We start from the raw sequence: 24,343 nt of genomic DNA, 5'->3' as shown, positions 1-24,343 counted from the left end.
ACGGCATATAGCATCGGCTATAATGAAAAACAAAGGCTAAGATAGGGACCTGCGCCTCCGTCCTGTGCGTGGCGTAAGGGGGCACGAGACGCCCGCTGCCGAGTGGGGGGCGGGTGCGCTCTCCTGTTCCCCTGTCGGGCCTCCGGCGGGATGCACGGGGAGGAATCGGCCCTTCGCCGATGGGCGAAACTCGGTGGTCTACCCCCGTTGCGAAGGCGCTCGCCTCGGCCTTAGGCAGGACGGGCGTCCTAGCGGATGGTTGCCGAAGGGTTGAGAAAACGATGCGGTCGACGAACCCCGGCAGGAGACGGACGAGTTTCGCGACGCAGACGCGCGTCGTCGCCCCGGTCATAGCCGGGCTGGTCCTCGGACTCGGCGGTGTCGTTGCCGGATCGAGCCTGGTTCAGGCCTCCGAGCAGGGAGGCATCTTCAGTTTCTTCGAAGAGATGTTTCGCGGTCCGGCGGTGAAGCCGCAGCCCGCGCCAGTCTCGATGCCGCGCCCTTCCCGGCCCCGCTACGCCTCCCTTCCCACGACGAGCCGTATCACGGCGGTCCAGGCGCCGCGCCAGACGCCACGCCTCGCGCGTCTCACGCGCCCCTCCCCCGCCCGAGCGAGCCGCGCCGCATCCGCTGCGCTGACCGCCTCGGCGCTGGGCGCCCGCACGGTCTGCGTCCGGGCCTGCGACGGCTACCTGTTCCCCCTCGGGCGCCTGGCGTCCCGCTCCGACATTCCCCTGCACGAGGCGGCCTGTGCCGCGGCTTGTCCCAACGCCGCCACCAGCCTCTACATGCTGGGTGCGAGGCAGAACGATCTCGACCGGGCCGTCGGTCTCGACGGGCGTCCCTACCGCGCCCTCCTCGTCGCGAACCTGTACCGCACCAAGCGTGTCGAGCAGTGCTCCTGTCAGTCCGAAGGCGTGGCGGCGGCGCCACTCCCGATCGAGCGCGACCCGACCGCACGGGTGGGCGACGTGGTCGCCACCCCATCGAGCGCCCGTGTGGTGGTCTCCACCCGGTCCGGCGGTTTCACGGTGGTGGATTTCCGCGAGGCCGGTCTCCTCTCACCGCGCGAGCGCCGCAGCATCGACCGCAAGATCGACGTCGTCCGGCGCGAGGCCGATGCCCGCGCCGCCGAGCAGGATGTTCGTCAGGCCGGCCGAACGGTCGACCGTGCCCCCCGCATCCGTGTGGCGCAGATGGGCTCCGGCGATGGCACCGGAGGCTTCGGCACCGTCCGGCGCCGGCAGAACGCAGATGCGGGTTTCGCCATCGTCCGTGTCGTGGTGTCCTCGCCCTTCACCCGCTGACGTCGCCCGCCGCCATCACTGCCGACCGGGGCTTCCGTTGTGGCTCGCCCCGCGATGGCTTAGGGGCGGACACGAGTGTGATCGTTCCAGGTACCGCATGACCAAGACCAGCGACGACGGCGACATCGCGGTGGATCCGAACTTCGACGGGGCGGCGCCGGCCAACGGCGAGACGGTGAGCCTGTCGCCGCTGGTGCGCCGGCGGATCTGTTCCAACGCCAGTCCGTTCACCTCGAGCGGCACCTGCAGCTACATCGTCGGCCAGGGCGAGGTCGCGATCATCGATCCCGGTCCCGCCGATGCCGCTCACGTGGCGGCGCTGGTCGCGGCCATTGCCGGCGAGCGGCTCACCGCCATCGTCGTCACCCACACCCACCGCGACCACTCGCCGGGCGCCCGGCTGCTGCAGGCGGAGACGGGCGCGCCCATCGTCGGCTGCGGCCCGCATCGCGCCGCCAGAAACCTGGCGGAGGGCGAATTCCCGCATCTCGACGCCAGCTCCGACCGGGACCACCGGCCCGACCGCCAGATGAACGAGGGCGACACGCTGGAGGGGCCGGGCTGGACCCTGCGGGCAGTGGAAACGCCGGGTCACACCATGAACCACCTCGCCTTCGCCCTGCCGGAGGAAACGGCCCTGTTCTCGGGCGACCACGTGATGGCGTGGTCCACGACCATCGTGGCGCCGCCCGACGGTTCGATGCGCGCCTACATGGCGTCGCTCGACGCGTTGCGCGGGCGCGACGAGACGATCTACTGGCCGGGCCATGGCGGACCCGTGCGCGATCCGCGCCGCTTCGTCCGTGGCCTCGCCGCCCACCGGCGCCAGCGCGAGAGCGCGATCCGCACCCGGATCGAGGCCGGGGACCGCGATATCCGCTCCATCGTCGGGGTGATCTATCAGGGCCTGAGCGCCCCCCTTCAGGGTGCGGCGGCGCTCTCGGTCTTCGCCCATCTGGAGGATCTCGTGGAGCGCGGGCTCGTCGTCACCGACGGCCCGCCGCGCCTCGACAGCGTCTACAGGCCGGCCTGACACCGGCATCGTATGACGGCCGCGGATCGAGCTGTCGCCTCAGGCCCCCTCGCCTTCCGGCTATTGGATCTATCCGTTTCGCAGGAGGCGCGGCTCTCCTCCCCCTTGTGGGGAGGAGTTGGAGGTGGGGGTGGTTGGGCGACCCTCAGGTTGCGGAGGCAAGCGGAGCCACCCCCACTCCTGACCTCTCCCCACAAGGGGGAGAGGGACGCGCTCTGCCGGAAAGAGCGGGGGTGAATGTTGCAGCCTTCTGGAAGTGGAAGTGCGCGCTTCCCCTGCAGTCGAACCTGACCGAACCGACAGAGTCGGCCCGACCGCTCACTTGACGGCGATGGCGAGGTTGGCGACCTCGTCGAGATAGCCCCGGATGGTGTCGGCATTGGCGCCGAAATCGCGGTCGCCGATCCGGGAGGCGGAGCGCACGTCGATCCGGGCTCCGTCCGCCCTCGGTCGGACACGGACCGTGATGTCGCTGGCGAGGTTCAGGATGAGTCCGCGCGTCACCGCCTCGATCCGACCGTTGCCGACGCGACCTCCGGGGCGGATCGCCTCCACGATCTGCCATTTGCGGTTCACCGCGGCCTTCCTGGCGAGTTCGAACGCGGCGTTGGCGTCGAGGTCGAGGGTGAGCGGGGCGATCTGCAGATAGGAGGCGCGCTGCGCGATCCGTGCCTCGGGGCCGGGATCGGGGGGATAATGTCCTTCGCGCGCCGCGAAGGCCGCATGCGAGCGTGAGAAGGCGGGCGGGTTGTCGGTATCGGTGGTCACGTCGGTGATGGCGGGAAGCCGCAGGCCGCGCAGCCCGACGAAGACCGGATAACCGAGGGTGATCGCGGCGAGGAACAGGCCGGCGAGAGCGCTTGCCACACCGCGCGCTCCCTCGCGCCAGACCCGGACGAAAGCGAAGACCGCAAAGCCGATCGCGATCACCGCCAGGACGAGGCCGGATGCCAGTGTCACCAGCGCGGGCCCCTCCTCCGCCCTCGGATCGCGCACCAGAACGAGGGCGAACAGGGTGACGAGGACCGACAGGATCGCGGTCCCGCGCGAGAGCGGACCGGCGCGGGTGATGGGCTCCTCGATAAGCGAACGACGCATGATACGGGTGAAATCGCTGTCCGGGAGATCGCCGCGCCATCGGGAGATGGTGCCCGCGCGCCTGAGCCCAAAGCTTTACCGGGCCTCGCTTTCCGACGCCACCCGCGAGATGGCCGCGCTTTCGATGCCGCCCGCTTCTGCTATAGCGGCCTCCACATGAGTCTCACCGCAGCGCCCCGCACCCCCGTGCCCGATGGAGGATCGGAAGACCCGTTGAGGGTCTGGTTCCGCTTTATCCGCCTCAACCGGAGGGTGACCGCCGCGATGGCGGCCGAGTTGCGCGGCCTCGGCCTGTCCATTCCGCAATTCGACGTGCTCTCGACGCTCACCGAACGCGAGGGCCTGACGCAGCAGGATCTCGCCGCGCGCCTCTACGTCACCAAGGGCAACGTTTCGGGGCTGATCGACCGCCTCGTGCAGGCCGGTTTCGTCGAGCGCCACGCCATCCCCGGCGACCGGCGCTCGCACGCCCTCCGCCTCACTCCGGCCGGGACCGAGATTGCGGCTCGCGGCATCGCCGCGCAGAAGGCCTATGTGGCCCGCACCCTCGGCACCCTGCCACAGGACGACATCGCGGCCTTCGAGCATCTCGTTCTGAAGTGGCGCGACGTGGCCCGCGCCGATTCTGAGACCTGATCCCGGATGGTGTGAGGCGCCCTCTCCTCGTCGGGCCGCAGGATGGCGGAGATTCGCCGCACGCGCCAAATCCCCGGGTGGTCAGAGTGATTGACGGATCACCGGGCGTCCTTCGGCCTCGACCTGCGGGTCGATCTGGCGGGCGGCCCGCAGGCCCGCCTCGATCGCGCCTTCGACCCAGCCGGTCTTCAGGCTGGTGAAGTCGCCGGCGAAATGGATGCGGTCCTCCGGCATCGTCCATTCGCGGATCATCCAGCCACCCCCCAGGGGGGGCGAGCCGAAGGAGCCCCTGATCCAGGGCTGCTCGGTCCAGGCGAAGTCCTTCACCGTGATCACCTCGTCGAACAGGTCGGGCATGTCGGCGCGGAACTGATCGACGGTCACCTGAGCCCGCGTCTCGCGGGGGCGGGCCAGGATGGCCTCCGCATTGGCGCCGTTCAGGTAAAAGAAGACGTTTCCATGCGACCCGGTCTCGTTGCCGGTGATGTCGATGACCCGCTCCCAGGGGCGGTCACCGCCGGCCATCGGCCAGCCATGGACGTTCTTCGAGAGCCACGAGGGTGTCTTGGTCTGGACGATGACCTTCACGGTCTTGTCCCATTCCATCTCGGCGAACATGCGCCGCTTGGCCTCCGACCAGCCGGGTTTCACGTCGATGCCGCCGAGGACGCTGAAGGGGATCGTGGACACGATGGCGTCGCCGGAGAAGTCGCGGCCGTCGCGGGTGCCGACGCGGACACCGCCGCTGGTCTGCTCGATGCTGACCACCTCCGCCTTCAGGACGATGTTCGCGGGGCCGATGGCCCCCGCCAGGGCCATGGGCAGGCGGTTGTTGCCGCCTTCGATGCGAAACACGTTCTGGTCGCCGAAATGATAGGCGAGGTCGGGAATGGCACCCAGGGCCTGCGAGCGGCTGGTGAAGGTGCCGCCATGGGCATCGAGGAGCTGGCAGAAGGCATCCGATGCACCGACGCCCTTCACGAGGTCGCCCACCGTCACGTTGTCGTAGCGGGCCAGGGAATCCGGGTCGGGCCAGCGGGAATCGAGCACAGAATCGGTGTCGAGCCCCGCCCTGTAGAGATAGCGGTTGAGGCTCGTCGCGACGCTGACGTTACGCTCCTCCCGTGAAACGGCCCAGGGCCAGTTGGCGAGGTCGGCGCCCGTGCCGGTCTGCCCGCCGACCATGTAGCGGGGAAGACCGTCGTTGAGGCTGAGGAGCGGCAGGTTGAAGCGCCGGACGTAGCTCAGCACATAGGGCATGTTGGATCGGAAATGCCCGCCGCCGGCCTCCGTGAACTGTCCGTTCTTGAGCGGAAGGGAGAGGAGCCTGCCGCCGATGCGGTCCTGATACTCGATGACCGTGACGCGGTGTCCACGGCGCAGGAGTGCCAGCGCCGCCGTCAGCCCGGACATGCCGGCACCGAGGACGAGCACGTGTTTTTGGGCCTTGCCGGTCTGCCCGAGGGCGGGTGAGGCGACGAAGGGCAGCGCCGCTGTGAAGGCCGTGCCGGCGACGCCACGGAGAATGTCGCGCTTCGTCGGAGCCAGAGGGCCGCCGGCTTCGAAACCGGCGCGGTCGTCACGGATCATCGTCGGGTACTCACCGGAAAAGCAGGGAAGGTGGCGCAATGGCGAGGCATCTTCGATGCGCCATCGCCCCATTGTTGTCGCGCCATCGCGCGGCCCTTAGGGACGGCGCATGGCGCAACCAAGGGCCTCTCGATGGCGGTCGGGAATGTGGCCGTGTACCGGTAAAAATTCCCCTTCCATCCGCCTCGGGACGCCCCCCGAGGGCGCTTCCTAATCGACGATCCGGTCGAGCAGGGCGGCGAGATCGCCGATCGATGCGATCACATGGTCTGCCAGCGGTGCCATGATCTCGCGTGCTCCCTCCCCCAGGGGGCCGCTCAGGACCGCGATGGTGACGGCCCCGGCCGAGCGGCCGGCGACGAGGTCATAGGGGGAATCGCCCACCATCGCGATCCGCCCCGGCGCGACGTTAAGATGCGTCGCGAAGGCGCTGACCATGCCGGGTTCCGGCTTCGATCCGTGGCCGGAATCGTAACCAGCGACGTAGGTTAGATGCGGTGTCAGGCCGAGAATATCGGCCTGCGCCCGGGCCGAGGCTTCGGCGTCGTTGGTGGCGATTCCGAGGGCGTAACCCGCATCGGCGAGACGCTGCGCGGTCGCCGCCGGATCGCCGATGGGACACAGATGCGCCAGCCCTTCGCGGCGGAACAGCCGGTCCATCTCCCCGTAGAGGTCCGGTCCCGCCGGGCGGCCGAGCACCTTTGCCCAGATCGGGCCATAAGCGGCCGAAGAGCCCGCGATGAGGGGGGACGTCGGCAGGAAGCGGCGCTCCTCTTCGACGTAATGGCTTACCGCCATCAAGTCTTCCAGTCGGACGCGGTCGCCCCCGGCAAGGTCATCCATGACCGCATACGCTGCCGGACCCCAGGTCCGGTCGAAATCGATGAGGGTGCCGTCTTTGTCGAACAGGATGCCGGCGAGACGGCGTGGCGTCGTCACGGTCAAGCGCCGGCCCTCACCTTCTCGACATCGAAGACGCCGGCGCGATCTCGCCGCACGATCCTGTCGCCGGGCTCGAACACGCCCAAGGCCACGTCACGGTCCGGCAGGATGACGGTGGTGGATGTGTTGAGATGGACGAGGACGAGCCTGTCCTGCGCCAGCGATGCGGTGGCCCAGCGCCGCAACTGTCCGTAATACGGCTCGCGCCGCCAGGCGTTAGGCTGGCCGGGGTCGACCTGGACGTTCATGTTCTTCGTCACCGGGTCGAGGGCGAGCACCATCTTGGCTTTCTCCGGCTTCCACTCGGCGCCGAGCCAGGCTTCCGTCATCCAGAGGCAGTGGAAGGCGCGGCAATGGTCCGGCCGTGTCGGATGGATGGCGCAGCCCTTGCCCTGCCTGGTGTGGCGGCACCATTGACCGGCGACGCTCTCCACCGCCGGGACGTCGTAGACCTTGCAGCACAGGGTGCAGGTTCCGCAGGAGCGGCCGGGCGCCGGATGGGCCACGAAGGTTGCGGGATCGAGCATGGTCCTGACGTTCCGTGCGGGCGCTGCGGTGACGGGATGGGTTTGTGAAGGCGCGCCGGGTCGCTAATGTGGCATCGCATGAACACGGGGCCGAACCGGCCCGCTTCCACAGGTAACGGCAGGCCCATGCTCTCGAACCTCGCGACCCGCGACGTCGAAACGCTGATCCATCCCTACACCAACCTCTCCACCTTCCGCGAGACCGGCCCCCTTGTGCTGGAGCGCGGCCACGGAGTCTGGGTCTATGACAGCGACGGCCGGCCCTATCTCGAAGGCATGGCCGGCCTGTGGTGCACGGCGCTGGGCTATTCCAACGAGGAACTGGTGGAGGCGGCGAGCGAGCAGATGTCGCGCCTGCCCTTCACTCACCTATTCTCGGGCCGCAGCCACGATCCGGCGATCGAGCTCGCCGAGACCCTGAAGGAGCTGATGCCGATCCCGACATCGAAGATCTTCTTCACCTCGTCGGGCTCCGAGGCCAACGACACCCAGGTGAAGCTGACTTGGTATCTCAACAACGCGTTGGGCCGCCCCGCCAAGAAGAAGATCATCTCGCGGATCAAAGGTTATCACGGCGTCACGGTCGCCACGGCCTCGATGACCGGCCTCACGGCCAACCATGCGGATTGGGACCTGCCGCTGCCGGGCTTCCTGCATGTGGGCTGCCCGCATCATTACCGCTTCGCCGAGGCCGGCGAGACGGAGGAGGCCTTCTCGCAGCGCCTCGCCGACGAACTCGAGGCCCTGATTCTCCGCGAGGGGCCGGATACCGTCGCCGCCTTCGTGGCGGAACCGGTGATGGGTGCGGGCGGAGCCATCGCCCCGCCGGCCGGCTACTTCGCCAAGATCCAGGCCGTGCTCGACCGCTACGACGTGCGCTTCATCGCCGACGAAGTGATCTGCGGCTTCGGGCGCCTCGGCACCTGGTTCGGCTCCGAGGCACTTGGAATGCGACCCGACAGCCTGTCCTTCGCCAAGGCCGTGACATCGGGCTACATGCCGCTGGGCGGCATCAGCATCGACGAGCCGCTCTACAAGGCTCTGGTGACGCAGAGCGCCAAGCTCGGCACGTTCGGCCACGGCACAACCTATTCCGGTCACCCCGTCGCCTGCGCCGTCGCGCTGAAGACCATCGAGATCTACAAGCGCGACCGCATCGTCGAAGGCGTCGCCGAGAAGGCTCCTTATTTCCAGGCAAGGCTCTCGGCTCTGGCCGACCACCCCATCGTCGGGGAGGCGCGCGGACTCGGTCTCATCGGCGGCCTGGAGATCGTCGCCGACAAGTCATCCAAGCGTCAGTACGAGCCGAAAGCCGGCGTCGCGGCCCGCTGCGTCGCCTTCGCGCAGGCCGAGGGTCTGATCGTCCGGTTCCTCGCCGGTGACCGGGTCGCGGTCTGCCCTCCCCTGGTCATCTCGCACGACGAGATCGACACGCTGTTCGACCGCCTCGGTCGTGCTCTCGACCGGACCGAGGCTTGGATCGCGTCGGAAGGTCTCAACGCAGCGCTTTAGAGTGCCTCACAAAACTCCCGATCACGATCGGTTCTCGCTCCACGCACGACAGCGCAGCGGGAGTTTTGTGAGAGACACTCAGAGCGGCGCTGCCACAGAAAAGTCCAGATCTTTCGCGCCGCAAGGAAGGTCAGATTGCGTTGCGGAATGGTATTTTTTATTTTTCCAATATTGCTTGTGTGTGTCACAAGACACGCAGCGCGGCGAGATGAAACTCTACCCTGGTAAAGTCTCGCCTATCCTTAAGCTCCCGTTCATGATCCTTCGCCGCATATGGATCTCGTGCCGCACAGCGCCGGTCCGGGTCGAACCTCTTGCGGGTGCCCGAGAGACTGGCGTGATCGTCAACCAGACAAACGAGGATCTGGTGGCGTTCCGACACCGTGAAACAGGACCCGTTCCCATGTCCCGCCCCGAACAGAACCAGCGCGCAGCCATGTCGTCAACGCCCCGTGCGTCCGGTCTGGTAACCGATCGCGAAGGTTTCCGCCCCGTGGCACTGCCCGCCCTTGCCGCAGCGGTTCACGTCTCGGCGTCCGCTGCGAAAGAGGCGGCCCGGAAGATTGCCGCCCGCCGGCAGCTCTCCCGCTTCCAGCACGAGGATGCGCCCCTCGTCTGAGGCTTTTTCCTCCCGACCGAACGCCTCATGGCCAAATCGTGCGACCAAGCCTTCACGGGCTTGATCAATCAGGTTCGATCATCGGAAGCTCGATCACCGGAACTTGGCTGCGCCGGATTCGTGACCCCAGGGCGATGAAGCGGCATCGGCTCTGCGATCGAGGACGATGACATGCTGATCCTGCCGACGAGACGGCAGTTCCTGACCGGGATCGGTGCGAGTACGAGCCTCGTGGCCGCCACGGGCGCTTATGGCTTCGTGATCGAGCCGCGCCATCGGCTCGTGGTGACGCGCTACGCTCCCTCCCTCCCCGGCTGGACAGAGGGACTGACGCTACGAGTCGCCGTCCTCGCGGATTTCCACGTGGGCGAACCGACCATGCCGCTCGACCGGATCGCCGAGATCGTCGATGCGACGAACCGGCTCGAACCCGATCTCATCCTGCTTCTGGGAGACTATCCGTCCGGCCCCAGCGTGACCACGCGCAAGGTGCCGCTCGTCGAGTTTGCACGGGTGATCGGGGGGCTGCGAGCCCCGCTCGGTGTCCATGCCGTCCTCGGCAACCATGATTGGTGGGATGACGAGGTCGCGCAGGCGAGACGGCGCGGGCCTGTGGAGTCGCAACGCGCGCTGGAGGCACGCGGCATTCCAGTGATGGAGAATACGGTTATCAGGCTGGAGAAGGACGGTCGCCCGTTTTGGATTGCCGGGCTCGGAGATCAGGAACCGTTCCTGCCGCGGGGCGATCGGCGCGGCCGCGACGATCTGCCCGGCACCCTGGCGCAGGTGACCGACGAGGCTCCGATCCTCCTTATGGCGCACGAGCCCTACATCTTTCCTACCGTTCCGGGGCGTGTCTCGCTGACCCTGTCCGGGCATACGCATGGTGGCCAGGTTCGGATCTTCGGCCTGTCGCCGCTGAGCCCATTCGCGCGCGGCAAAGATCTGACCTACGGCCATGTCGTCCACGGCGGACGGCATATGATCGTCTCCGGCGGCTTCGGCGTCAGCCGTGTCCCGATCCGGATCGGGGTGCCGCCGGAAATCGTCCTTCTCGAACTTGGGAGCGTGGCGCCGCCGACGTCGGTCGAGGCAGCGCCGCCCGCCTGACGGAGCGCTACTTCTTCGCGCCGATGCTCACGGTGCCCTTGGTCGAGGGGGCCGCGGCGATCGTCTTCACGACCGGCTTCTTCGGCTTCTTCGCTTCGCGGCCACCGCGTGGTTTCTCACTCGCCATGATCGTCTCCTTGGATCGTCGGAACACGAGCATGCCACGGATTCGGCGGCAGGCGACATGAAATCGCGCATCGGCATTGATGGCGGCTCACAGACCCCCGCGACCGGGTGGCATTACCGGGATCGCGTCGGCGATGGAGATCCCGGTCGGATCGATGCGGCAGCGATGGGCATGGATCTCGACCCCGCCCGCAGCCGCCCTGGCGAAGGCCCGGTCGAAGGCCGGGTCGAGGTCCCGCGCCACGTCGAACCGCTCGGCCTGCATCTGCACCACGATGATCAGCATCGCCCGGCCGCCCTGAGCGACGACCTCCGTCAGCTCGTCCATGTGCCGCGCGCTGCGGGCGGCGACGCAATCGGGAAACTCGGCGAGGCCCGGCTCGCGCAGGAGGTGACAATTCTTCACCTCCACGTGGCAGGGCGGCAGCCCCTCGCCCGTGGCCAGGAAATCGACTCGGCTGGCACGACCGTAGCGCACCTCCGGACGTAGCGAACCGTATCCCGCCAACGGCGGGAGACGACCTTCGGCGAAGGCCTCGGCGACGAGGGCATTGGGCCGCATGGTGTTGATGCCCACCCATTGCGGACCGCCGGGGAGGTCCGCCTCCACCAGTTCCCATGAAAAGCCGAGCTTGCGCGCAGGGTTGGTGGAGGCGGAGAGCAGGACGCGCGATCCGGGCACGACGAGGCCGAGCATGGCGCCCGGATTGGCGCAATGCGCGGTGACGAGGCTGCCATCCGCCAGTTCGATATCGGCGAGGAACCGCTTGTAGCGCCGGACGAGCCGGCCCTCGATCAGCGGTGCTGCGAACTTCATTTGGTGGAACTCCACATCCGAGCGGGTGCCCCGCCCCTATCAGCAGCCTGCCGGCCGGACCAGGGAGCCGCCATGGTCAGGTGGGCATCGTCGCGCTACGTCGTCGTCATCGCCACGCGACCGCCACGGATTCCGATGACAGACCCCGCTCCTTCCCCCATCACCGCCGCGATCCTCGTCATCGGCGACGAGATTCTGTCCGGGCGGACCAAGGACAAGAATATCGGCACCATCGCCGATTACTGCACGGCCATCGGCATCGACCTGCGCCAAGTCCGCATCGTCCCCGACGAGGCCTCGGAGATCGTCGATGCGGTGAACGCATTGCGGACCCGCTACACCTATCTCTTCACCACCGGGGGCATCGGTCCCACCCATGACGACATCACTGCCGATTGCGTGGCGGCCGCCTTCGGCGTGACCATCGATGTCGATCCACGAGCCAAGGCCATGCTGCTCGAGCGGCACAAGCCGGAAGACCTCAACGAGGCCCGGCTCCGCATGGCGCGTATTCCGGCCGGTGCCGATCTCATCGCCAACCCGATTTCGAAGGCGCCTGGCTTTCGCATCGGCAACGTCTTCGTCATGGCCGGTGTGCCGGCGATCATGCAGGCCATGCTGGATGAGATCGGCCCCACCCTCGCGACGGGAGCGCGCGTCCTGTCGGAGACGATCGAGGCCGGAAACCTGCCTGAAGGCAACTATGCATCGGGCCTCGGTGAGATCGCGAAGGCGCACCCCGGCGTCTCCATCGGGTCCTATCCTTCGATGACGCAACAGGGTTTCGCCAATCGGATCGTGGTGCGCGGCAAGGATTCGGATGCGGTGGCCCGAGCCCGGGTCGAGATCGCCGACCTCGTGGCGCAATTGAAGGCCGCCGACGGCAAGGCATGACCGTATCGAGGTCGGGACCACCGGCAGCGAGACCGCGCGCACGGAGATGAATAATGCCCGAGCGGTCGCGCACGCTCCGGTTCAGCGGCTCGATGGCAGGATGATCCCGTGCCGCAACCCCATGGCGGGAGCGGTCCTCTCTCCGGAGACGTTCCGTGCCCGTGAAACCGCTATCATTCCTCGCTAGGCTTCGTATGACGCCGGTCCTGTGCGGATTCGTGGTCGTCGGCCTCTGCAGCCTACCCGCTGTCGCCGCCGATTTCCCCGATCCTTATGGACCGCCCCGTGATTTCCCCGCCGAGCGGCGGCTCCCGCCTCCTGTGGAGGATTTCGGCCCCGAGCGCGGGGCGGCCCGGCTCATCGAGCCGTGCCGGGTCGTGGTCCGGCGTCGGATCACGCCCGATGGGGAAGAGATCGTGAAGCGGGTGACGATCTGTGAGGAGCGTTCGGACCGCTTCCGGCCCGAGCCGGATCGCGGATACGGCGAGGCGAGGCCCTTGCTCCGACCCCCGCTGCCGCCCGGCGACATTCCATTCGTGGATGAAACTCGCCCCGGGCGGGGAGCCGATCACGGGGAAGATCGCCTGGAGGAGCGCCCGGCGGACGGGCTCGCCGGCGACGAGCGCCTGTCCGACGAGCCGCCGTTGGAAGAGCGCGGACGCGGCCCGCGCTACTGAGGCGGTCGCGTCGGGCTTTGAGGTATCAGGCCCGTACGACGGGCCGGGCCTTCACGGCTGCGGCCAGCGCCTTCAGCTGGCGGTTCAGATCCGCCAGTTCGTTGAGGGCGATGGTCCGGTGGCCGTCCTTGACCGCACGCTCGATGTCGGCGACCTGCGCTGTGGCCATGCGCTTCAGTTCGGCGGCGAGTTGGTCCCGGGTCATCGGCGCTCCTGTCACGGCTCGGGGTGATGGGACCGTGATAGGGCCCGCATGCTTAACCGACGGTGTTCATCGGGTGCGGCGCACCCAATGAACCGTGCCCGTCATGCGGTCTTACGTCCGCCAGGGATGCGCGGGCAGCTCGGTGGCGCCGACCGTGCTGGCACCGGCGAGAGCGACGGCGTGGTCGTTCTCCACGCTGGAGCCGCTGACGCCGATGGCGCCGGACATCTCGCCGTCCTGGTCGACGATCGGGATGCCGCCGGGGAAGGTGATCAGGCCCTCGTTGGAATGCTCGATGCCGAAGAGCGGGCCGCCCGGCTGCGACAGCTGGCCGATCTGCCCCGTCATCATGCCGAAGAACACGGAGGTCTTGGCCTTCTTCTGGGCGATATCGATGGAACCGACCCAGGCCCCGTCCATGCGGTAGAACGCTTTGAGGTTACCGCCGGAATCGACGACGGCGATACACATCTGGGTGTCGAGCTCCACCGCCTTGGCGCGGGCGGCCTCGATGGCCTTGTGGGCGTCTTCGATGGTCACATGCATGATGGTTTCTCCCTTGTCGGTCGACGAGATCGGAGCCGTTTGGCCGTCTTCGCGTAGCGGAAGCGAGTGGCCCCGGCGCCTGTTCTCACGGCGACACACCGTGAACGATAGGACATTTCGGGCCTAAAGCGAGGACGGCCGCCCCTTTCGGAAGCGGCCGTCCTGCTCAGCGATGTCTACGAAGCGAGCGGATCAGCTGGCCGACATCGCGTTGGCCTTCTCGATCAGCGCCTCGGCCATACGGATCGAGGCGATGTCGATGAGGCGGCCGTCCAGCGAGACGGCGCCCTTGCCGGCCTTGGCGGCCTCTTCCATGGCTTCGAGGATGCGGCGGGCCTTGGTGACTTCGGCTTCCGACGGGGTGAACACCTCGTTGGCGAGGTCGATCTGCGAGGGGTGGATCGCCCACTTTCCTTCGAAGCCGAGGGCGGCGCAGCGGCGGGCGGCGGAGGTGTAGCCGTCCGGATCGGAGAAGTCGCCGAACGGGCCGTCGATCGGACGCAGGCCGTAGGCGCGGCACGCGATCAGCATGCGGTTCTGGGCGAACAGCCACGGGTCCTGCCAATGGGTCTCGCGGTTGCCGGCCTCGTCCTTGTCGGTGAGCACCGAGAAGTCCTTGTTCACGCCGCCGATGACGGTGGAACGGGCGCGGGTAGAGGCGGCGTAGTCGGCCACACCGAAGGACATGGCTTCCAGGCGCTTCGACGAGGTGGCGATCGCCTCCACGTTGGCCATACCCAGAGCGGTCTCGATCAGCACCTCGAAGCCGATCTTCTTCTCGCGCTTCTTGGCCTGCTCGATCTGGGTGGTCAGCACGTCGATGGCGTAGACGTCGGCCGGCACGCCGACCTTGGGGATCAGGATCATGTCGAGGCGCGGACAGGCTTCGACGATGTCGACCACGTCGCGGTACATGTAGTGGGTGTCGAGACCGTTGATGCGGATCATCATGGTCTTGGTGCCCCAATCCAGGTCGTTGAGCGCCTGGATGATGTTCTTGCGGGCCTGCTCCTTATCGTCGGGGGCGACCGCATCTTCGAGGTCGAGGAAGATCACGTCGGCCTTCGAGGAGGCGGACTTCTCCATGAAGGTCGGGTTGGAGCCGGGAACGGCGAGTTCCGAGCGATGGAGGCGCGGGGTCGCCTGCTGGATCAGGGTAAAGCTCATCGGGGAATCCTTCCTTGTTTGGTTTCGTTGCGGGTGGTGAGGCCGCAAAACGCGGTCCACCATACCGGTCGTGGGGCGCTCGCGCGCCAGCCCCAGGGCCGTGTCCGACCCTCGGTATCCTTACAAATGCCTCAGCCCGTCGCGCCGAAGCCGACGGCGATGCAGTTGATCGACAGCAGCAACGCGGATTTCACCGCCTCGCGCTTGTCCTCGTCTTCCTCGCCCCGAAAACGGCGAAGCAACTCCACCTGTTCTCGGCTGACCTGATTGATCGTCGGCAGCCGGCCATTGAGGCGGTCCCGGAACTGCGGGTAGCGCTCGGCCAGTTCGCGGTCGCCGCTGACACGCAGGGCCATCTCGCGGGTCAGCTCGTACTCGGCCTCGATCAGCGGGAAGATGCTGTTGCGGGCGGCCTCGTCGGGCACGAGACCGGCGTAATCTTTCGCAATAGCGAGGTCGACCATCAGAAGTGTCTTCTCGACCTCGTCGAGGATGAGGCGGAACGGCTTCGATTCGGCAAAGAGCCGCTTCAGCTGTGCTTCGCCCTGCGCTCCGCGCACGTCGAGGAAACTCTTCAGGCCGGAGCCGACGCCGTACCAGCCGGTGATGACGTGGCGGTTCTGCGACCAGGCGAAGACCCAGGGAATCGCGCGCAGATCCGCCAGCGAGCGGGCGCCGAAGCGCCGCGCCGGACGGGAGCCGATGTTGAGGAGCGCGATCTCGTCGAGCGGGCTCGCGGCCTGGAAATAGGTCACGAGATCGGGGTGCTGGATCAGGTTGACGTAGGCAGCGCGCGAGGCGCCCGACAGCGCTTCCAGCGTGTCGTCGAACTCATTGCGCGGGATGTTGATCGCCTCGCGCTCCGATTTCAACGCGTGGTCGAACACCGACGAGGCCAGGAGCTCCATCTGATAGGCAGCGGTGCCGCGGTTGGCGTATTTGAAGGAGACGACTTCTCCCTGTTCGGTGGTGCGGAATCGGCCGTTGATCGATCCCGGCGGCTGGGCGGCGATGGCCCGGGCGGTGGGCGCCCCGCCACGGCTCACCGAACCGCCGCGACCGTGGAAGAAGGCGATCGGCACGCCCGACGACTTGCCGAGCTGGGTCAGCTTGTCCTGCGCCTTGTAGAGCTCCCAGTTCGAGGCGACGAAGCCACCATCCTTGTTCGAATCCGAGTAGCCGATCATCACCTCCTGCATCCCGCCTTGCCAGCGGGTTGAGCGGCGCACGACGGGGATCGAGAACAGCTCCTTCATGATGGCGGGCGCGGCGCGCAGGTCGTCGATGGTCTCGAACAGCGGCACGATCGGCAGACAGCAGATCTCGGTGCCGGCGGCATCGAGGAAGTTACCGGCTTCCTTGGCGAGGAGATAGGCGCCGAGGATGTCGGGGACCGAGCGGGTCATCGACAGGATGAACGAGCCGAAAGCCTCGCGGTCGAGCTGCTCGCGCATCTCACCGACGAGGGCGAACGTCTCGAGCGTTTCGCGGGCATCGTCGGGCAGGCTTTCGAACGAGCGCTCCCCGTGCATCGGCTTTGCCAGTTCGGACAGCAGCCAGTTCTTCCACTCGGGCGATTCGAGGGCGGGCGGCGTCTTGTTCTGGCCGTGGCTCTGGTGCCACAGGGCGTGGAGCGTCTTCGTGGTGCGCGTGGTGTTCTCGCGCAGGTCGAGGCGCACGGTGGAGAAGCGGAAGATCTCGACCATGCGGCGCACCGGCCGGACGAGGTCGATGGCCAGCGACGGGCAATTCGCCTCGGTGAGGCCGGCTTCGAGGTGGCGCAGATCGTTGATGAGCCCGTCGGCACTCGGATAGTCGGGGCCGCTGGTGCGCTGCCCCTTGTTACGCGCGATAGTGGCTTCGAGCTTGCGCAGGATGCAGGTGAGGAATTGGCGATAGGCCTCGCCCGGATTGCGGCTGGCGATGGCGCGCCCGTCGCCGCTCTCCGCGAGAAGCTGCGCGAGTTCGGACTTGAACGTCGCCGGCACAGGCAGCGAGCGCTCGGTGAGGGAGAGCGTGCGGCCAAGCGCCGTGACCCCGTCGCGGTAGCGCCGCAGGGAGGCCAGCGCGTTGCGCTGGAGCGTGGCACGGGTCACCGACGAGGTGACGTAGGGATTGCCGTCCCGGTCCCCGCCGATCCAGGAGCCGAACTGGAAGAAGGCCGGCACCTCGAACTTCTCGTCCGGGTAGTATTCGGCGAGGGACTCCTCAAGGGAGTAGAGCACCTCGGGGAGCATCTCGAACAGGGTCTCGTCGAAGAAGTGCAGGCCCCAGGCGACCTCCCGCTCTACGGTGGCCTTCTCGAGATGGAGTTCGCCGGTCATCCAGACGAGCTCGATCTGGTCGCGCAGCTCGTTCATCAGGCCGTTGCGTTCGCGCTCGGTCCAGCGCGGCAACTCGAGCTCGCGCAGGACGAGGTAGATGCGTCGGAACTTCTCCAGCACCGTCACGCGCTTGCCCTCGGTGGGATGCGCCGTGATCGTCGGGCGGATGCGCAGATCCTTCAGCAGGGCGTGGATCTCGGGCGCTTTGATGCCGTTCTTCACCGCTTCCGCCAGGACCGCGCTGAAGCTGCCGCCGAGCTCCGCCCGTCCCTTCGTGCGCTCAAGGTGCCGGCGCCGTCGCATGGCGGCGTTCTGCTCGGCGATGGAGAGCAACTGGAACCAGATGCCCTGCACCTGAAGGGCGCGGGCGAGGAGCTCGGGCGAGAACTCCGAGATGTTGGCTTGGCCCAGGAGCACGGCCTCCAGTTCCGGCTCGTGCCGGCGGGCGACTTCGAGCAGGGCGTGGAACAGGATGTCGAGCGCCTCCTTCGACGACGTACCGGTGATGACCGGCGGCGCGAAGGGATGGTCGAGGGTTCCAACCGGGGCGTGGAGGGTATCGGTCATCGGATGGCCACCTCGAACAGAGTTGAGCCGATGGCCGCCGGGGACGCGCGGGCAACGGTGATGAAGCGGCCGCCCCGCAGCATGGAACGCAGCGTCGGGGCGATCAAGGGGTGGTTTCTGTGGCTGGGTCCGTCGGCGGCCGGGCGGCGCTGCCCCTCTCCCGGTCGCTCCGCGACCACCCTCCCCCGCTGAGGAGGAGGAGGGTTTGCGCGTTCAGGCGGCGAGTTTGCGCATCACCTGCTCGACCGTCGAGCCGAAATCGCCGGGGCTGGGGGCCACGGTCAGGCCATAGGAGCGCATGATCTCGGCCTTTTCGGCTGCACTGTCGCCGGTGGCGGAGATGATGGCGCCGGCATGGCCCATGCGGCGGCCCTTCGGAGCGGTGAGACCGGCGACGAAGCCGATGACGGGCTTCGACATGTTCTCCTTGATCCAGGCCGAGGCCTCGGCCTCCTGCGGACCACCGATCTCGCCGATCATCAGCACGGCCTTGGTGTCGGGGTCCTGCTCGAACAAGGCGAGATGGTCGAGGAAGGACGACCCGTTGATCGGGTCGCCGCCGATACCCACCGACGTGGTGATGCCGATGCCCCTCTCCTTCATCTGCGCCGCCGCCTCATAGCCGAGGGTGCCCGAGCGCGAGATCACGCCGACATTGCCCTTCAGGTAGATATGGCCGGGCATGATGCCGAGCATCGACTTGCCGGGCGAGATGATGCCGGCGCAGTTCGGGCCCACCACCATGGTGCGCTTGTCCTTGGGGTAGCGGCGCAGATACCGCTTCACCCGCATCATGTCCTGGGCCGGGATGCCGTCGGTGATCGAGCAGATCAGCGCGAGGCCGGCATCGGCCCCTTCCATGATCGCGTCGGCCGCGAAGGGCGGGGCGACGAAGGTGATCGAGGTGGTGGCTCCGGTGGCCTCGACGGCCTCCTTGACGGTGTTGAACACCGGGACGCCGAGATGGGTCTTGCCGCCCTTGCCCGGGGTGACGCCGCCGACGATGTTCGAGCCGTACTCGATCATCTCCTTGGCGTGGAACGTACCCTTATCGCCGGTAATGCCCTGGACGATGATCGGGGTCTTCTCGTCGATCAGAATGCTCATGACGTATCCTCCCCTCGTCTCAGTGGTTGCGCTTGGCGGCGTCGCAGGCGGCGACGGCCTTGGTGGCGGCATCCGACAGGCTGTCGGCGGTGATGAGATCGAGGCCGCTCTCGGCCAGGATCTTCTTGCCCGCCTCGACATTCGTTCCGGCGAGCCGGACGATGAGCGGCACGTCGATCTTCACTTCCTTCGCCGCCTGGATCACGCCCTGGGCGACCCAGTCGCAGCGGTTGATGCCGGCGAAGATGTTGACGAGGATCGCCTTGACGTTGCGGTCCGAGAGGACGAGCCGGAAGGCCGTCGCCACACGGTCGGGGCTGGCGCCGCCGCCGACATCGAGGAAGTTCGCCGGCTCGCCGCCCGCGTGCTTGATCATGTCCATGGTGGCCATGGCGAGGCCGGCGCCGTTGACGATGCAGCCGATCTCGCCGTCGAGGCCGATATAGCTGAGATTGTGCTCGGCAGCCTGGGCCTCGCGCGGGTCGCCCTGCGAGGGATCGTGCATGTCGGCGATGTTGCGCCGACGGAACATGGCGTTGTCGTCGAAGGACATCTTGGCGTCGAGCGCCAGGACGCGGTCGTCCTTGGTGACGACGAGAGGGTTGATCTCCAACATGGTGCCGTCGCAATCGCGGAACGCCCGGTAGGCGTTCATGATCGTCTTCACGGCCGCCGAGACCTGTTTGATGTTCAGGCCGAGCTGGAACGCGATCTCGCGGGCCTGGAACTGCTGCAGGCCGACGGCCGGCTCGACCACGACCTGGATCAGGGCCTCGGGCTCGTTGGCGGCGATCTCTTCGATGTCCATGCCGCCGCGTTGCGAGGCGATGACGCGGACGCGCTCGGCCTTACGGTCGAGGACGTAGCCGAGATAGAGTTCGCGCTCGAACGGGTCGGCGGTCTCGATATAGACGCGCTGGACAGGCTTGCCCTCGGGGCCGGTCTGAAGGGTGACGAGACGCTTGCCGAGGAGGTCCTTGGCGGCATCGCGGACCTCGTTGTAGGTCCGGCACAGCTTGATGCCGCCGGCCTTGCCGCGCGCACCGGCATGGATCTGAGCCTTCACCGCCCAGAACGAGCCACCGAGCTCGGTGGCGGCGTAGACTGCCTGGTCGGGGCTGAAGGCCACCGCGCCTTTGGGAACCGCGACGCCGAATCCGGCGAGCAGCTCCTTGGCTTGATACTCATGCACGTCCATGTGCGTTCTCCTCGGCGTTTTTCCCTGGGACAGACACTCTCGTAAATTTCACTTCACGGAAAGAGCTTCTGTTGTAATATTTTTTTACATTCTCTTTCACTCCGCCTTTAACGGCGGACGGAATGTATTTTTTAGACGAAAAGGCCGGCTGAGTTTGCTCTCGCCGGCCTGTCGTTGGTCTTAGTTCACCTTGGCCTTCACGACCTCGTAGATCTTCTCGTTCAATGGTCCTGCTGGCCCAAGCAACTCTTCGAGTTGCTTCAGTCGCTCATCGGCAAATCCCCGATCGTCCAGGCCCTTGGCGTTGACATAGACGTTGAGCGCGGCGCTGCGCAGTCCGGCATGAGCGGAGAGAACCGCGACCCCTGCATCGGAGATGACGTTGAGGTTGCCCTTGTCGGCCACGGCCTCGGCGAGGTCGATGACCTCGCGGCAGGCGCGGCAACAGGCGAGCGGCACGTCGGTGGCGACCTTGAGCGCCTCTTGGATTCTGGCGGCGCGAGCCGCCTTTTCCTCGTCGGTGCCCTTCGGCAGGCCGTAGGCTCCCATCACGGCGTCGAAAGCCTCGACATCGTCGGCGATCATTCCAGTGAGTTCGGCCCGGAGCGCTTCGGACTTGCCGAGGATCTCCTTCAGCTCGCCCTCCACCTCGACGTACTTCTTCTTTCCGATGGTGAGGTTGCACACCATGCTGAGGAGCGCGGCGCCCATGGCACCGGAGATAGCGGCGGCTCCGCCGCCTCCGGGGGTCGGGGCCGAGCTCGCGAGCCCGTCGAGGAAGCTCTGGATGGTTTCGTTGGCGGGCGCCGTCTTCTCGCTCATGGGTCAGGCCATCGTCTTGGCGAGGGCATAGATCTCCTCGGCGTCGAAGACCTTCTCGGCGCTGTCGAAGAGCTGGCCGACGCAGGCGCGGTGCAGCTTCAGCTTCAGGCCGCCGATGCCGAGGGCCCCGAACACCTTCTTGCCGTGCCGCTCCTTACCCTTGTCCATGGCGTCGATGCCGCCGAAGCCGAGGGGCGGCTGGGCGTTGTAGTCGGCGATGAACTCGATGCTGGCCTCGTCTTTCCAGTCGGCTTCGGCAAGAAGCTCGAGGCCGATGGCGCCGGCCGAGAAAACGAGGTTCTGGCCCTTGACGATGGCGGCGCGCGAGGCGGCGTCCGGCGTCGCGGCGGCGCTGATCTGAACGTTGAAGCGCTTGTTGATGGAATCGGCGGCGGCCTGGGCCTTGTCCAGCGAACGACCGCAGAGGACGACGGTGGCGCCTTCCTGCGCAAGGAGCGCTGCCGAGCGCATGCCCACCGGACCGGTGCCGGCGAGCACGACGGCCTTCTTGCCCTGAAGCGATCCGGCGGCCTTCTGAACCAGCGCGACGCCGGCGGCTGCGGTGGTGTTCGAGCCGTTCGAATCGAGCATGATCGACACGCGGAAGGGGCCGAAGAAACGCTTCTTCACGGCCTCGAACACCGCTTCGCCGGCCGCCATGCTGCCGCCGCCGACGAAGATCGCCGTGGACTTCTTCTCGGAACCGCCGCGGGTGTAAATCGTGCCGTCCACCAGCGCGCCGACATTGTCGGGCGTCACGTTGCCGTAGCCGGTGATGCGATCGGCCCCGCCGTCGTAACCGACGACCACATCGAACACGCTCGGAACGGTATCGGTATCCAATTGGAACAGCAGCTTCTTCGTCATGTCGTTTCCTCTGCCCGCGTCGCTGCGCGGTTATCGTATGATTGGCGAGACTGCGATGAGCCGCGCGATGGTGTGCTCCAACATTCCGCAGTGTCGGCGGCCCGTCATCCGAACACCCCGTCGGCACAGCCTCGATCAGCGCCCGGCGATTTGGATTTCGGGCTCCGCTCCACGGCCCCGGAGGGACGTCTGCGTCTCCGAGCCGGGTCTCCACGTATGGAGCCCGATCCTCACACCACGTTCTGCGGCTTGCCCGCAACATAGGCCTCGACGTTGTCCACGAGCTGGTCGGCCAGGATCTGCATGGCCTCCTTGCTCGCCCAGGCCACGTGCGGCGTGACGATGAGGTTGGGCAGGTCGAGCTCGCACAGGATGTTGCCGTTCTTGGGCGGCTCGGTCATCACCACGTCGAATCCGGCGCCGCCGATCGTGCCGGCCTTCAGGGCCTCGGCGAGGGCTTCCTCGTCGACGAGGCCGCCACGCGCCGTGTTGATCAGGATGGCGTGTTTCTTCATCTTGGCCAGCTGCTCGGCGCCGATCATGTTCCGGGTCTCCGGCGTCAGCGGCGCATGCAGGGTGATGACGTCGGATTCGGTCAGGATCGTCTCGAAATCCACGAGGCCTTCCTGCGGGAACACGTCGTAGGCGATGACCTTCATGCCGAGCGCTTCCGCCCGCTTGGCGATGGACTTACCGAGCGCGCCATAGCCGACGATGCCCAGCGTCGAGCCGGCGATGTCGTGGATCGGATAGTCGAAATAGCAGAACTGGGTGGACTTCGCCCAATCGCCCCGGCGCACGGAGTTCGCGTAGGGCACGATGGCGCGCCGCAGGGCGAACATCAGGCCGATCACGTGCTCGGGCACGGTGTTGAAGGCGTAGTTGCGGATATTGACGACCGTGATGCCGAGTTCCTTAGCGACGGCCTTGTCGACGACATCGGTGCCGGTGGCGGCCACGGCGATGAGCTTGAGGTCGGGGAGCTGCTTCAACGTCTCGGCGCGCATGGGCACCTTGTTGATCAGCGCGATCTCGGCCCCCTTCAGGCGCTCGACGATCTCCTCCGGCGTCCAGGTGGAGTCGTACTCGGTATATTCGTGCGGGAAATTGAACTCACGCACCTTGGCGTCGAGGGATTCACGATCGAGGAAGACGATTTTGTGCGCCATTGGAACCCTCAAGCGACGTTCCGCGCCGAGCGCGACGTTACGCGATACACGCTTCTATAGACGATGCCCCGGGGCCGGCGAGATGCCGGCCCCGGGAAACAGCTTCGATCAGGACTTGGCGAGGGGGTTCTCACGCAGGTAGCTGGAGGCGGCGGCGACGCCGGAGCCCGGCTGCACCTTCACGCCGTTGTCGAGCATGGCCATCTCCGCGCCGGCGATGGCGCCGAGAAGCGAGAGCTCGTTCAGGTCACCCACGTGGCCGATGCGGAACACCTTGCCGGCCACCTGGCTCAAACCCGCGCCGAGGGCGAGGTTGTAGCGCACGAAGGCGTGCTTGATGATCGCGGCGGCGTCGATGCCCTCGGGGACGAGGATGGCCGTCACCGTGTCCGAGTTCCACTTGGCTTCCTTGGCGCAGGTCTTGAGACCCCAGGCCGCCACGGCCTGGCGGGTCGCCTCGGCGAGTACGGCATGGCGGTGGTAGACGTTCTCGAGACCTTCTTCCCGCAGGCAGGCGAGTGCCTCGCGCAGGCCGTAGAGAAGCGGCAGGGCGGGGGTGTAGGGGAAGTAGCCGGCGCCGTTCTGCTTCTGATGGTCGGCCCAGTCGAAGTAGACATGCGCGAGACGGTCGTTCGGGCCCGACGAGGACTCGGCGGCCTTGAGCGCCTTCTGGCTGACGCAGATCACGCCGAGGCCGGCGGGGAGCATCAGGCCCTTCTGCGAGCCGGCGATGGCGCAATCGACCTTCCACTCGTCGGCGTAGAACGGCAGCGAGCCGATCGAGGACACGCCATCGACGAAGAGAAGTGCCGGGTGGCCGGCCGCGTCGATCGCCTTGCGCACGGCACCGATGTCGCTGGTGACGCCGGTGGCGGTCTCGTTATGGACCGTCATGACGGCCTTGATTTCGTGGTTCGTGTCGGCGCGCAGCGCCTCCTCGATCCGCTGCGGGTTCGCACCCGTGCCCCACTCCTCTTCCTGAACGATCACGTTCAGGCCGAGGCGCTGGGCCATGTCGATCCACAGGTGGCTGAACTGGCCGAAGCGCGAGGTCAGCACCGTGTCGCCGCGATGCAGGGTGTTGGTCAGCGCCGATTCCCAGATACCGGTACCCGAGGCCGGGAACAGGAAGATCGTGCCCTCGGTCGAGCCGAACACGGCCTTGGTCTCTTCGAACAGGGGCTTGGTCAGCGTCGGGAAATCCACCGAACGATGATCCTCGGAGGGAACGATCATCGCCCGCTGGACGCGGTCGGGGATGTTCGTCGGGCCCGGAACGAACAGATGGTTCCGACCCGGCCGTCTCGTTGCCGCCATGTTGTGTCTCCGGTTCTTCTTCGGTTCGCGCGCACGCATCGTGCGACGCTGGGATCGAATACGGTGGTCCGAGGTCGCGATCCGGCCTGATGGGCAGCCGGGACGGTTCCTAAGCTTTGGGAAAGAAACGGCGGCGCTGCCAGGAGCCCCGGCTGCCGCGCGTCCG

Annotated in this window: 23 protein-coding genes; 8 read left to right on the top strand and 15 right to left on the bottom strand. The window is 67.0% G+C overall.

Annotation, left to right across the window (positions count from 1 at the left end):
- The first annotated feature begins 281 nt into the window (after positions 1-281).
- Positions 282-1,307, top strand: coding sequence for a DUF2865 domain-containing protein (locus tag MBTS_RS02540; protein WP_056146032.1), 1,026 nt, complete (start codon positions 282-284; stop codon positions 1,305-1,307).
- Between the two features lie 97 nt (positions 1,308-1,404).
- Positions 1,405-2,340 (top strand): MBL fold metallo-hydrolase, encoded by a 936-nt coding sequence (locus MBTS_RS02535; RefSeq protein ID WP_192215016.1) that lies wholly within the window; start codon positions 1,405-1,407, stop codon positions 2,338-2,340.
- 318 nt (positions 2,341-2,658) lie between these two features.
- On the opposite strand, the gene MBTS_RS02530 is transcribed toward MBTS_RS02535, so the two are convergent.
- Entirely contained in the window at positions 2,659-3,438 is a 780-nt protein-coding gene (locus tag MBTS_RS02530) for a DUF1499 domain-containing protein (RefSeq protein ID WP_018042417.1), read from the bottom strand.
- Positions 3,439-3,594: 156 nt separating this feature from the next.
- Between MBTS_RS02530 and MBTS_RS02525 the strand changes: the two genes are divergently transcribed.
- Complete coding sequence (locus tag MBTS_RS02525) at positions 3,595-4,074, top strand: MarR family winged helix-turn-helix transcriptional regulator (RefSeq protein ID WP_056146026.1); 480 nt, start codon at positions 3,595-3,597, stop codon at positions 4,072-4,074.
- An 81-nt stretch (positions 4,075-4,155) separates the two neighbouring features.
- On the opposite strand, the gene MBTS_RS02520 is transcribed toward MBTS_RS02525, so the two are convergent.
- The 3 genes from MBTS_RS02520 to MBTS_RS02510 all read right to left on the bottom strand — a co-directional run bounded on the left by MBTS_RS02520 (position 4,156) and on the right by MBTS_RS02510 (position 7,133).
- Positions 4,156-5,664 (bottom strand): flavin monoamine oxidase family protein, encoded by a 1,509-nt coding sequence (locus MBTS_RS02520; RefSeq protein WP_192215015.1) that lies wholly within the window; start codon positions 5,662-5,664, stop codon positions 4,156-4,158.
- A 210-nt stretch (positions 5,665-5,874) separates the two neighbouring features.
- Positions 5,875-6,603: an HAD family hydrolase gene (locus MBTS_RS02515; protein WP_238253809.1), complete on the bottom strand. Its 729-nt coding sequence runs from the start codon at positions 6,601-6,603 to the stop codon at positions 5,875-5,877.
- Positions 6,604-6,605: 2 nt separating this feature from the next.
- The gene (locus MBTS_RS02510) at positions 6,606-7,133 is read right to left on the bottom strand and encodes a hypothetical protein (RefSeq protein ID WP_147829252.1); all 528 of its coding nucleotides are present in this window, start codon (positions 7,131-7,133) and stop codon (positions 6,606-6,608) included.
- 126 nt (positions 7,134-7,259) lie between these two features.
- On the opposite strand from MBTS_RS02510, the gene MBTS_RS02505 reads away from it, so the two are divergent.
- From MBTS_RS02505 to MBTS_RS02495, 3 genes are all read left to right on the top strand, one after another.
- Positions 7,260-8,645 (top strand): aminotransferase, encoded by a 1,386-nt coding sequence (locus tag MBTS_RS02505; protein ID WP_192215013.1) that lies wholly within the window; start codon positions 7,260-7,262, stop codon positions 8,643-8,645.
- Between the two features lie 337 nt (positions 8,646-8,982).
- Positions 8,983-9,264 carry a hypothetical protein gene (locus tag MBTS_RS02500; RefSeq protein WP_147829250.1) on the top strand — a complete coding sequence of 94 codons (282 nt, stop codon included), beginning with the start codon at positions 8,983-8,985 and terminating at the stop codon, positions 9,262-9,264.
- A gap of 171 nt (positions 9,265-9,435) precedes the next feature.
- Complete coding sequence (locus MBTS_RS02495) at positions 9,436-10,374, top strand: metallophosphoesterase (RefSeq protein WP_192215012.1); 939 nt, start codon at positions 9,436-9,438, stop codon at positions 10,372-10,374.
- Between the two features lie 214 nt (positions 10,375-10,588).
- Here the strand turns inward: MBTS_RS02495 and sfsA are convergent, their stop codons facing one another.
- The gene (gene sfsA / locus MBTS_RS02490) at positions 10,589-11,317 is read right to left on the bottom strand and encodes a DNA/RNA nuclease SfsA (protein WP_056146011.1); all 729 of its coding nucleotides are present in this window, start codon (positions 11,315-11,317) and stop codon (positions 10,589-10,591) included.
- Positions 11,318-11,452: 135 nt separating this feature from the next.
- On the opposite strand from sfsA, the gene MBTS_RS02485 reads away from it, so the two are divergent.
- Positions 11,453-12,211 carry a competence/damage-inducible protein A gene (locus MBTS_RS02485; RefSeq protein ID WP_056158627.1) on the top strand — a complete coding sequence of 253 codons (759 nt, stop codon included), beginning with the start codon at positions 11,453-11,455 and terminating at the stop codon, positions 12,209-12,211.
- Between the two features lie 194 nt (positions 12,212-12,405).
- On the top strand, positions 12,406-12,888 hold the full coding sequence (locus MBTS_RS02480) for a hypothetical protein (RefSeq protein WP_147829246.1): 483 nt from the start codon (positions 12,406-12,408) through the stop codon (positions 12,886-12,888).
- Between the two features lie 25 nt (positions 12,889-12,913).
- Here the strand turns inward: MBTS_RS02480 and MBTS_RS02475 are convergent, their stop codons facing one another.
- The 10 genes from MBTS_RS02475 to MBTS_RS02430 form a co-directional block, all read right to left on the bottom strand.
- Positions 12,914-13,093, bottom strand: coding sequence for a hypothetical protein (locus MBTS_RS02475; protein ID WP_018042405.1), 180 nt, complete (start codon positions 13,091-13,093; stop codon positions 12,914-12,916).
- A gap of 111 nt (positions 13,094-13,204) precedes the next feature.
- Complete coding sequence (locus MBTS_RS02470; RefSeq protein WP_056146002.1) at positions 13,205-13,639, bottom strand: GlcG/HbpS family heme-binding protein; 435 nt, start codon at positions 13,637-13,639, stop codon at positions 13,205-13,207.
- 192 nt (positions 13,640-13,831) lie between these two features.
- Positions 13,832-14,806 carry an HpcH/HpaI aldolase/citrate lyase family protein gene (locus tag MBTS_RS02465; protein WP_018042403.1) on the bottom strand — a complete coding sequence of 325 codons (975 nt, stop codon included), beginning with the start codon at positions 14,804-14,806 and terminating at the stop codon, positions 13,832-13,834.
- 131 nt (positions 14,807-14,937) lie between these two features.
- Entirely contained in the window at positions 14,938-17,697 is a 2,760-nt protein-coding gene (locus MBTS_RS02460; protein ID WP_018042402.1) for a phosphoenolpyruvate carboxylase, read from the bottom strand.
- 213 nt (positions 17,698-17,910) lie between these two features.
- Positions 17,911-18,804 (bottom strand): succinate--CoA ligase subunit alpha, encoded by an 894-nt coding sequence (gene sucD, locus MBTS_RS02455; protein WP_192215011.1) that lies wholly within the window; start codon positions 18,802-18,804, stop codon positions 17,911-17,913.
- 19 nt (positions 18,805-18,823) lie between these two features.
- Positions 18,824-20,002, bottom strand: coding sequence for a malate--CoA ligase subunit beta (locus MBTS_RS02450; RefSeq protein WP_018042399.1), 1,179 nt, complete (start codon positions 20,000-20,002; stop codon positions 18,824-18,826).
- Between the two features lie 180 nt (positions 20,003-20,182).
- Positions 20,183-20,824, bottom strand: coding sequence for a methenyltetrahydrofolate cyclohydrolase (gene fchA, locus MBTS_RS02445; RefSeq protein ID WP_147829244.1), 642 nt, complete (start codon positions 20,822-20,824; stop codon positions 20,183-20,185).
- A 3-nt stretch (positions 20,825-20,827) separates the two neighbouring features.
- Complete coding sequence (locus MBTS_RS02440) at positions 20,828-21,691, bottom strand: NADP-dependent methylenetetrahydromethanopterin/methylenetetrahydrofolate dehydrogenase (RefSeq protein ID WP_147829242.1); 864 nt, start codon at positions 21,689-21,691, stop codon at positions 20,828-20,830.
- 230 nt (positions 21,692-21,921) lie between these two features.
- Positions 21,922-22,860, bottom strand: coding sequence for a D-2-hydroxyacid dehydrogenase (locus MBTS_RS02435; RefSeq protein WP_018042396.1), 939 nt, complete (start codon positions 22,858-22,860; stop codon positions 21,922-21,924).
- 108 nt (positions 22,861-22,968) lie between these two features.
- Positions 22,969-24,177 carry an aminotransferase class V-fold PLP-dependent enzyme gene (locus tag MBTS_RS02430; protein WP_026175686.1) on the bottom strand — a complete coding sequence of 403 codons (1,209 nt, stop codon included), beginning with the start codon at positions 24,175-24,177 and terminating at the stop codon, positions 22,969-22,971.
- Between the last annotated feature and the right edge of the window lie 166 nt (positions 24,178-24,343).

Source organism: Methylobacterium bullatum, assembly GCF_014845095.1.
GTDB classification, from domain to species: Bacteria; Pseudomonadota; Alphaproteobacteria; order Rhizobiales; family Beijerinckiaceae; genus Methylobacterium; species Methylobacterium bullatum.
This window is presented reverse-complemented; position numbering and strand designations above follow the sequence as displayed.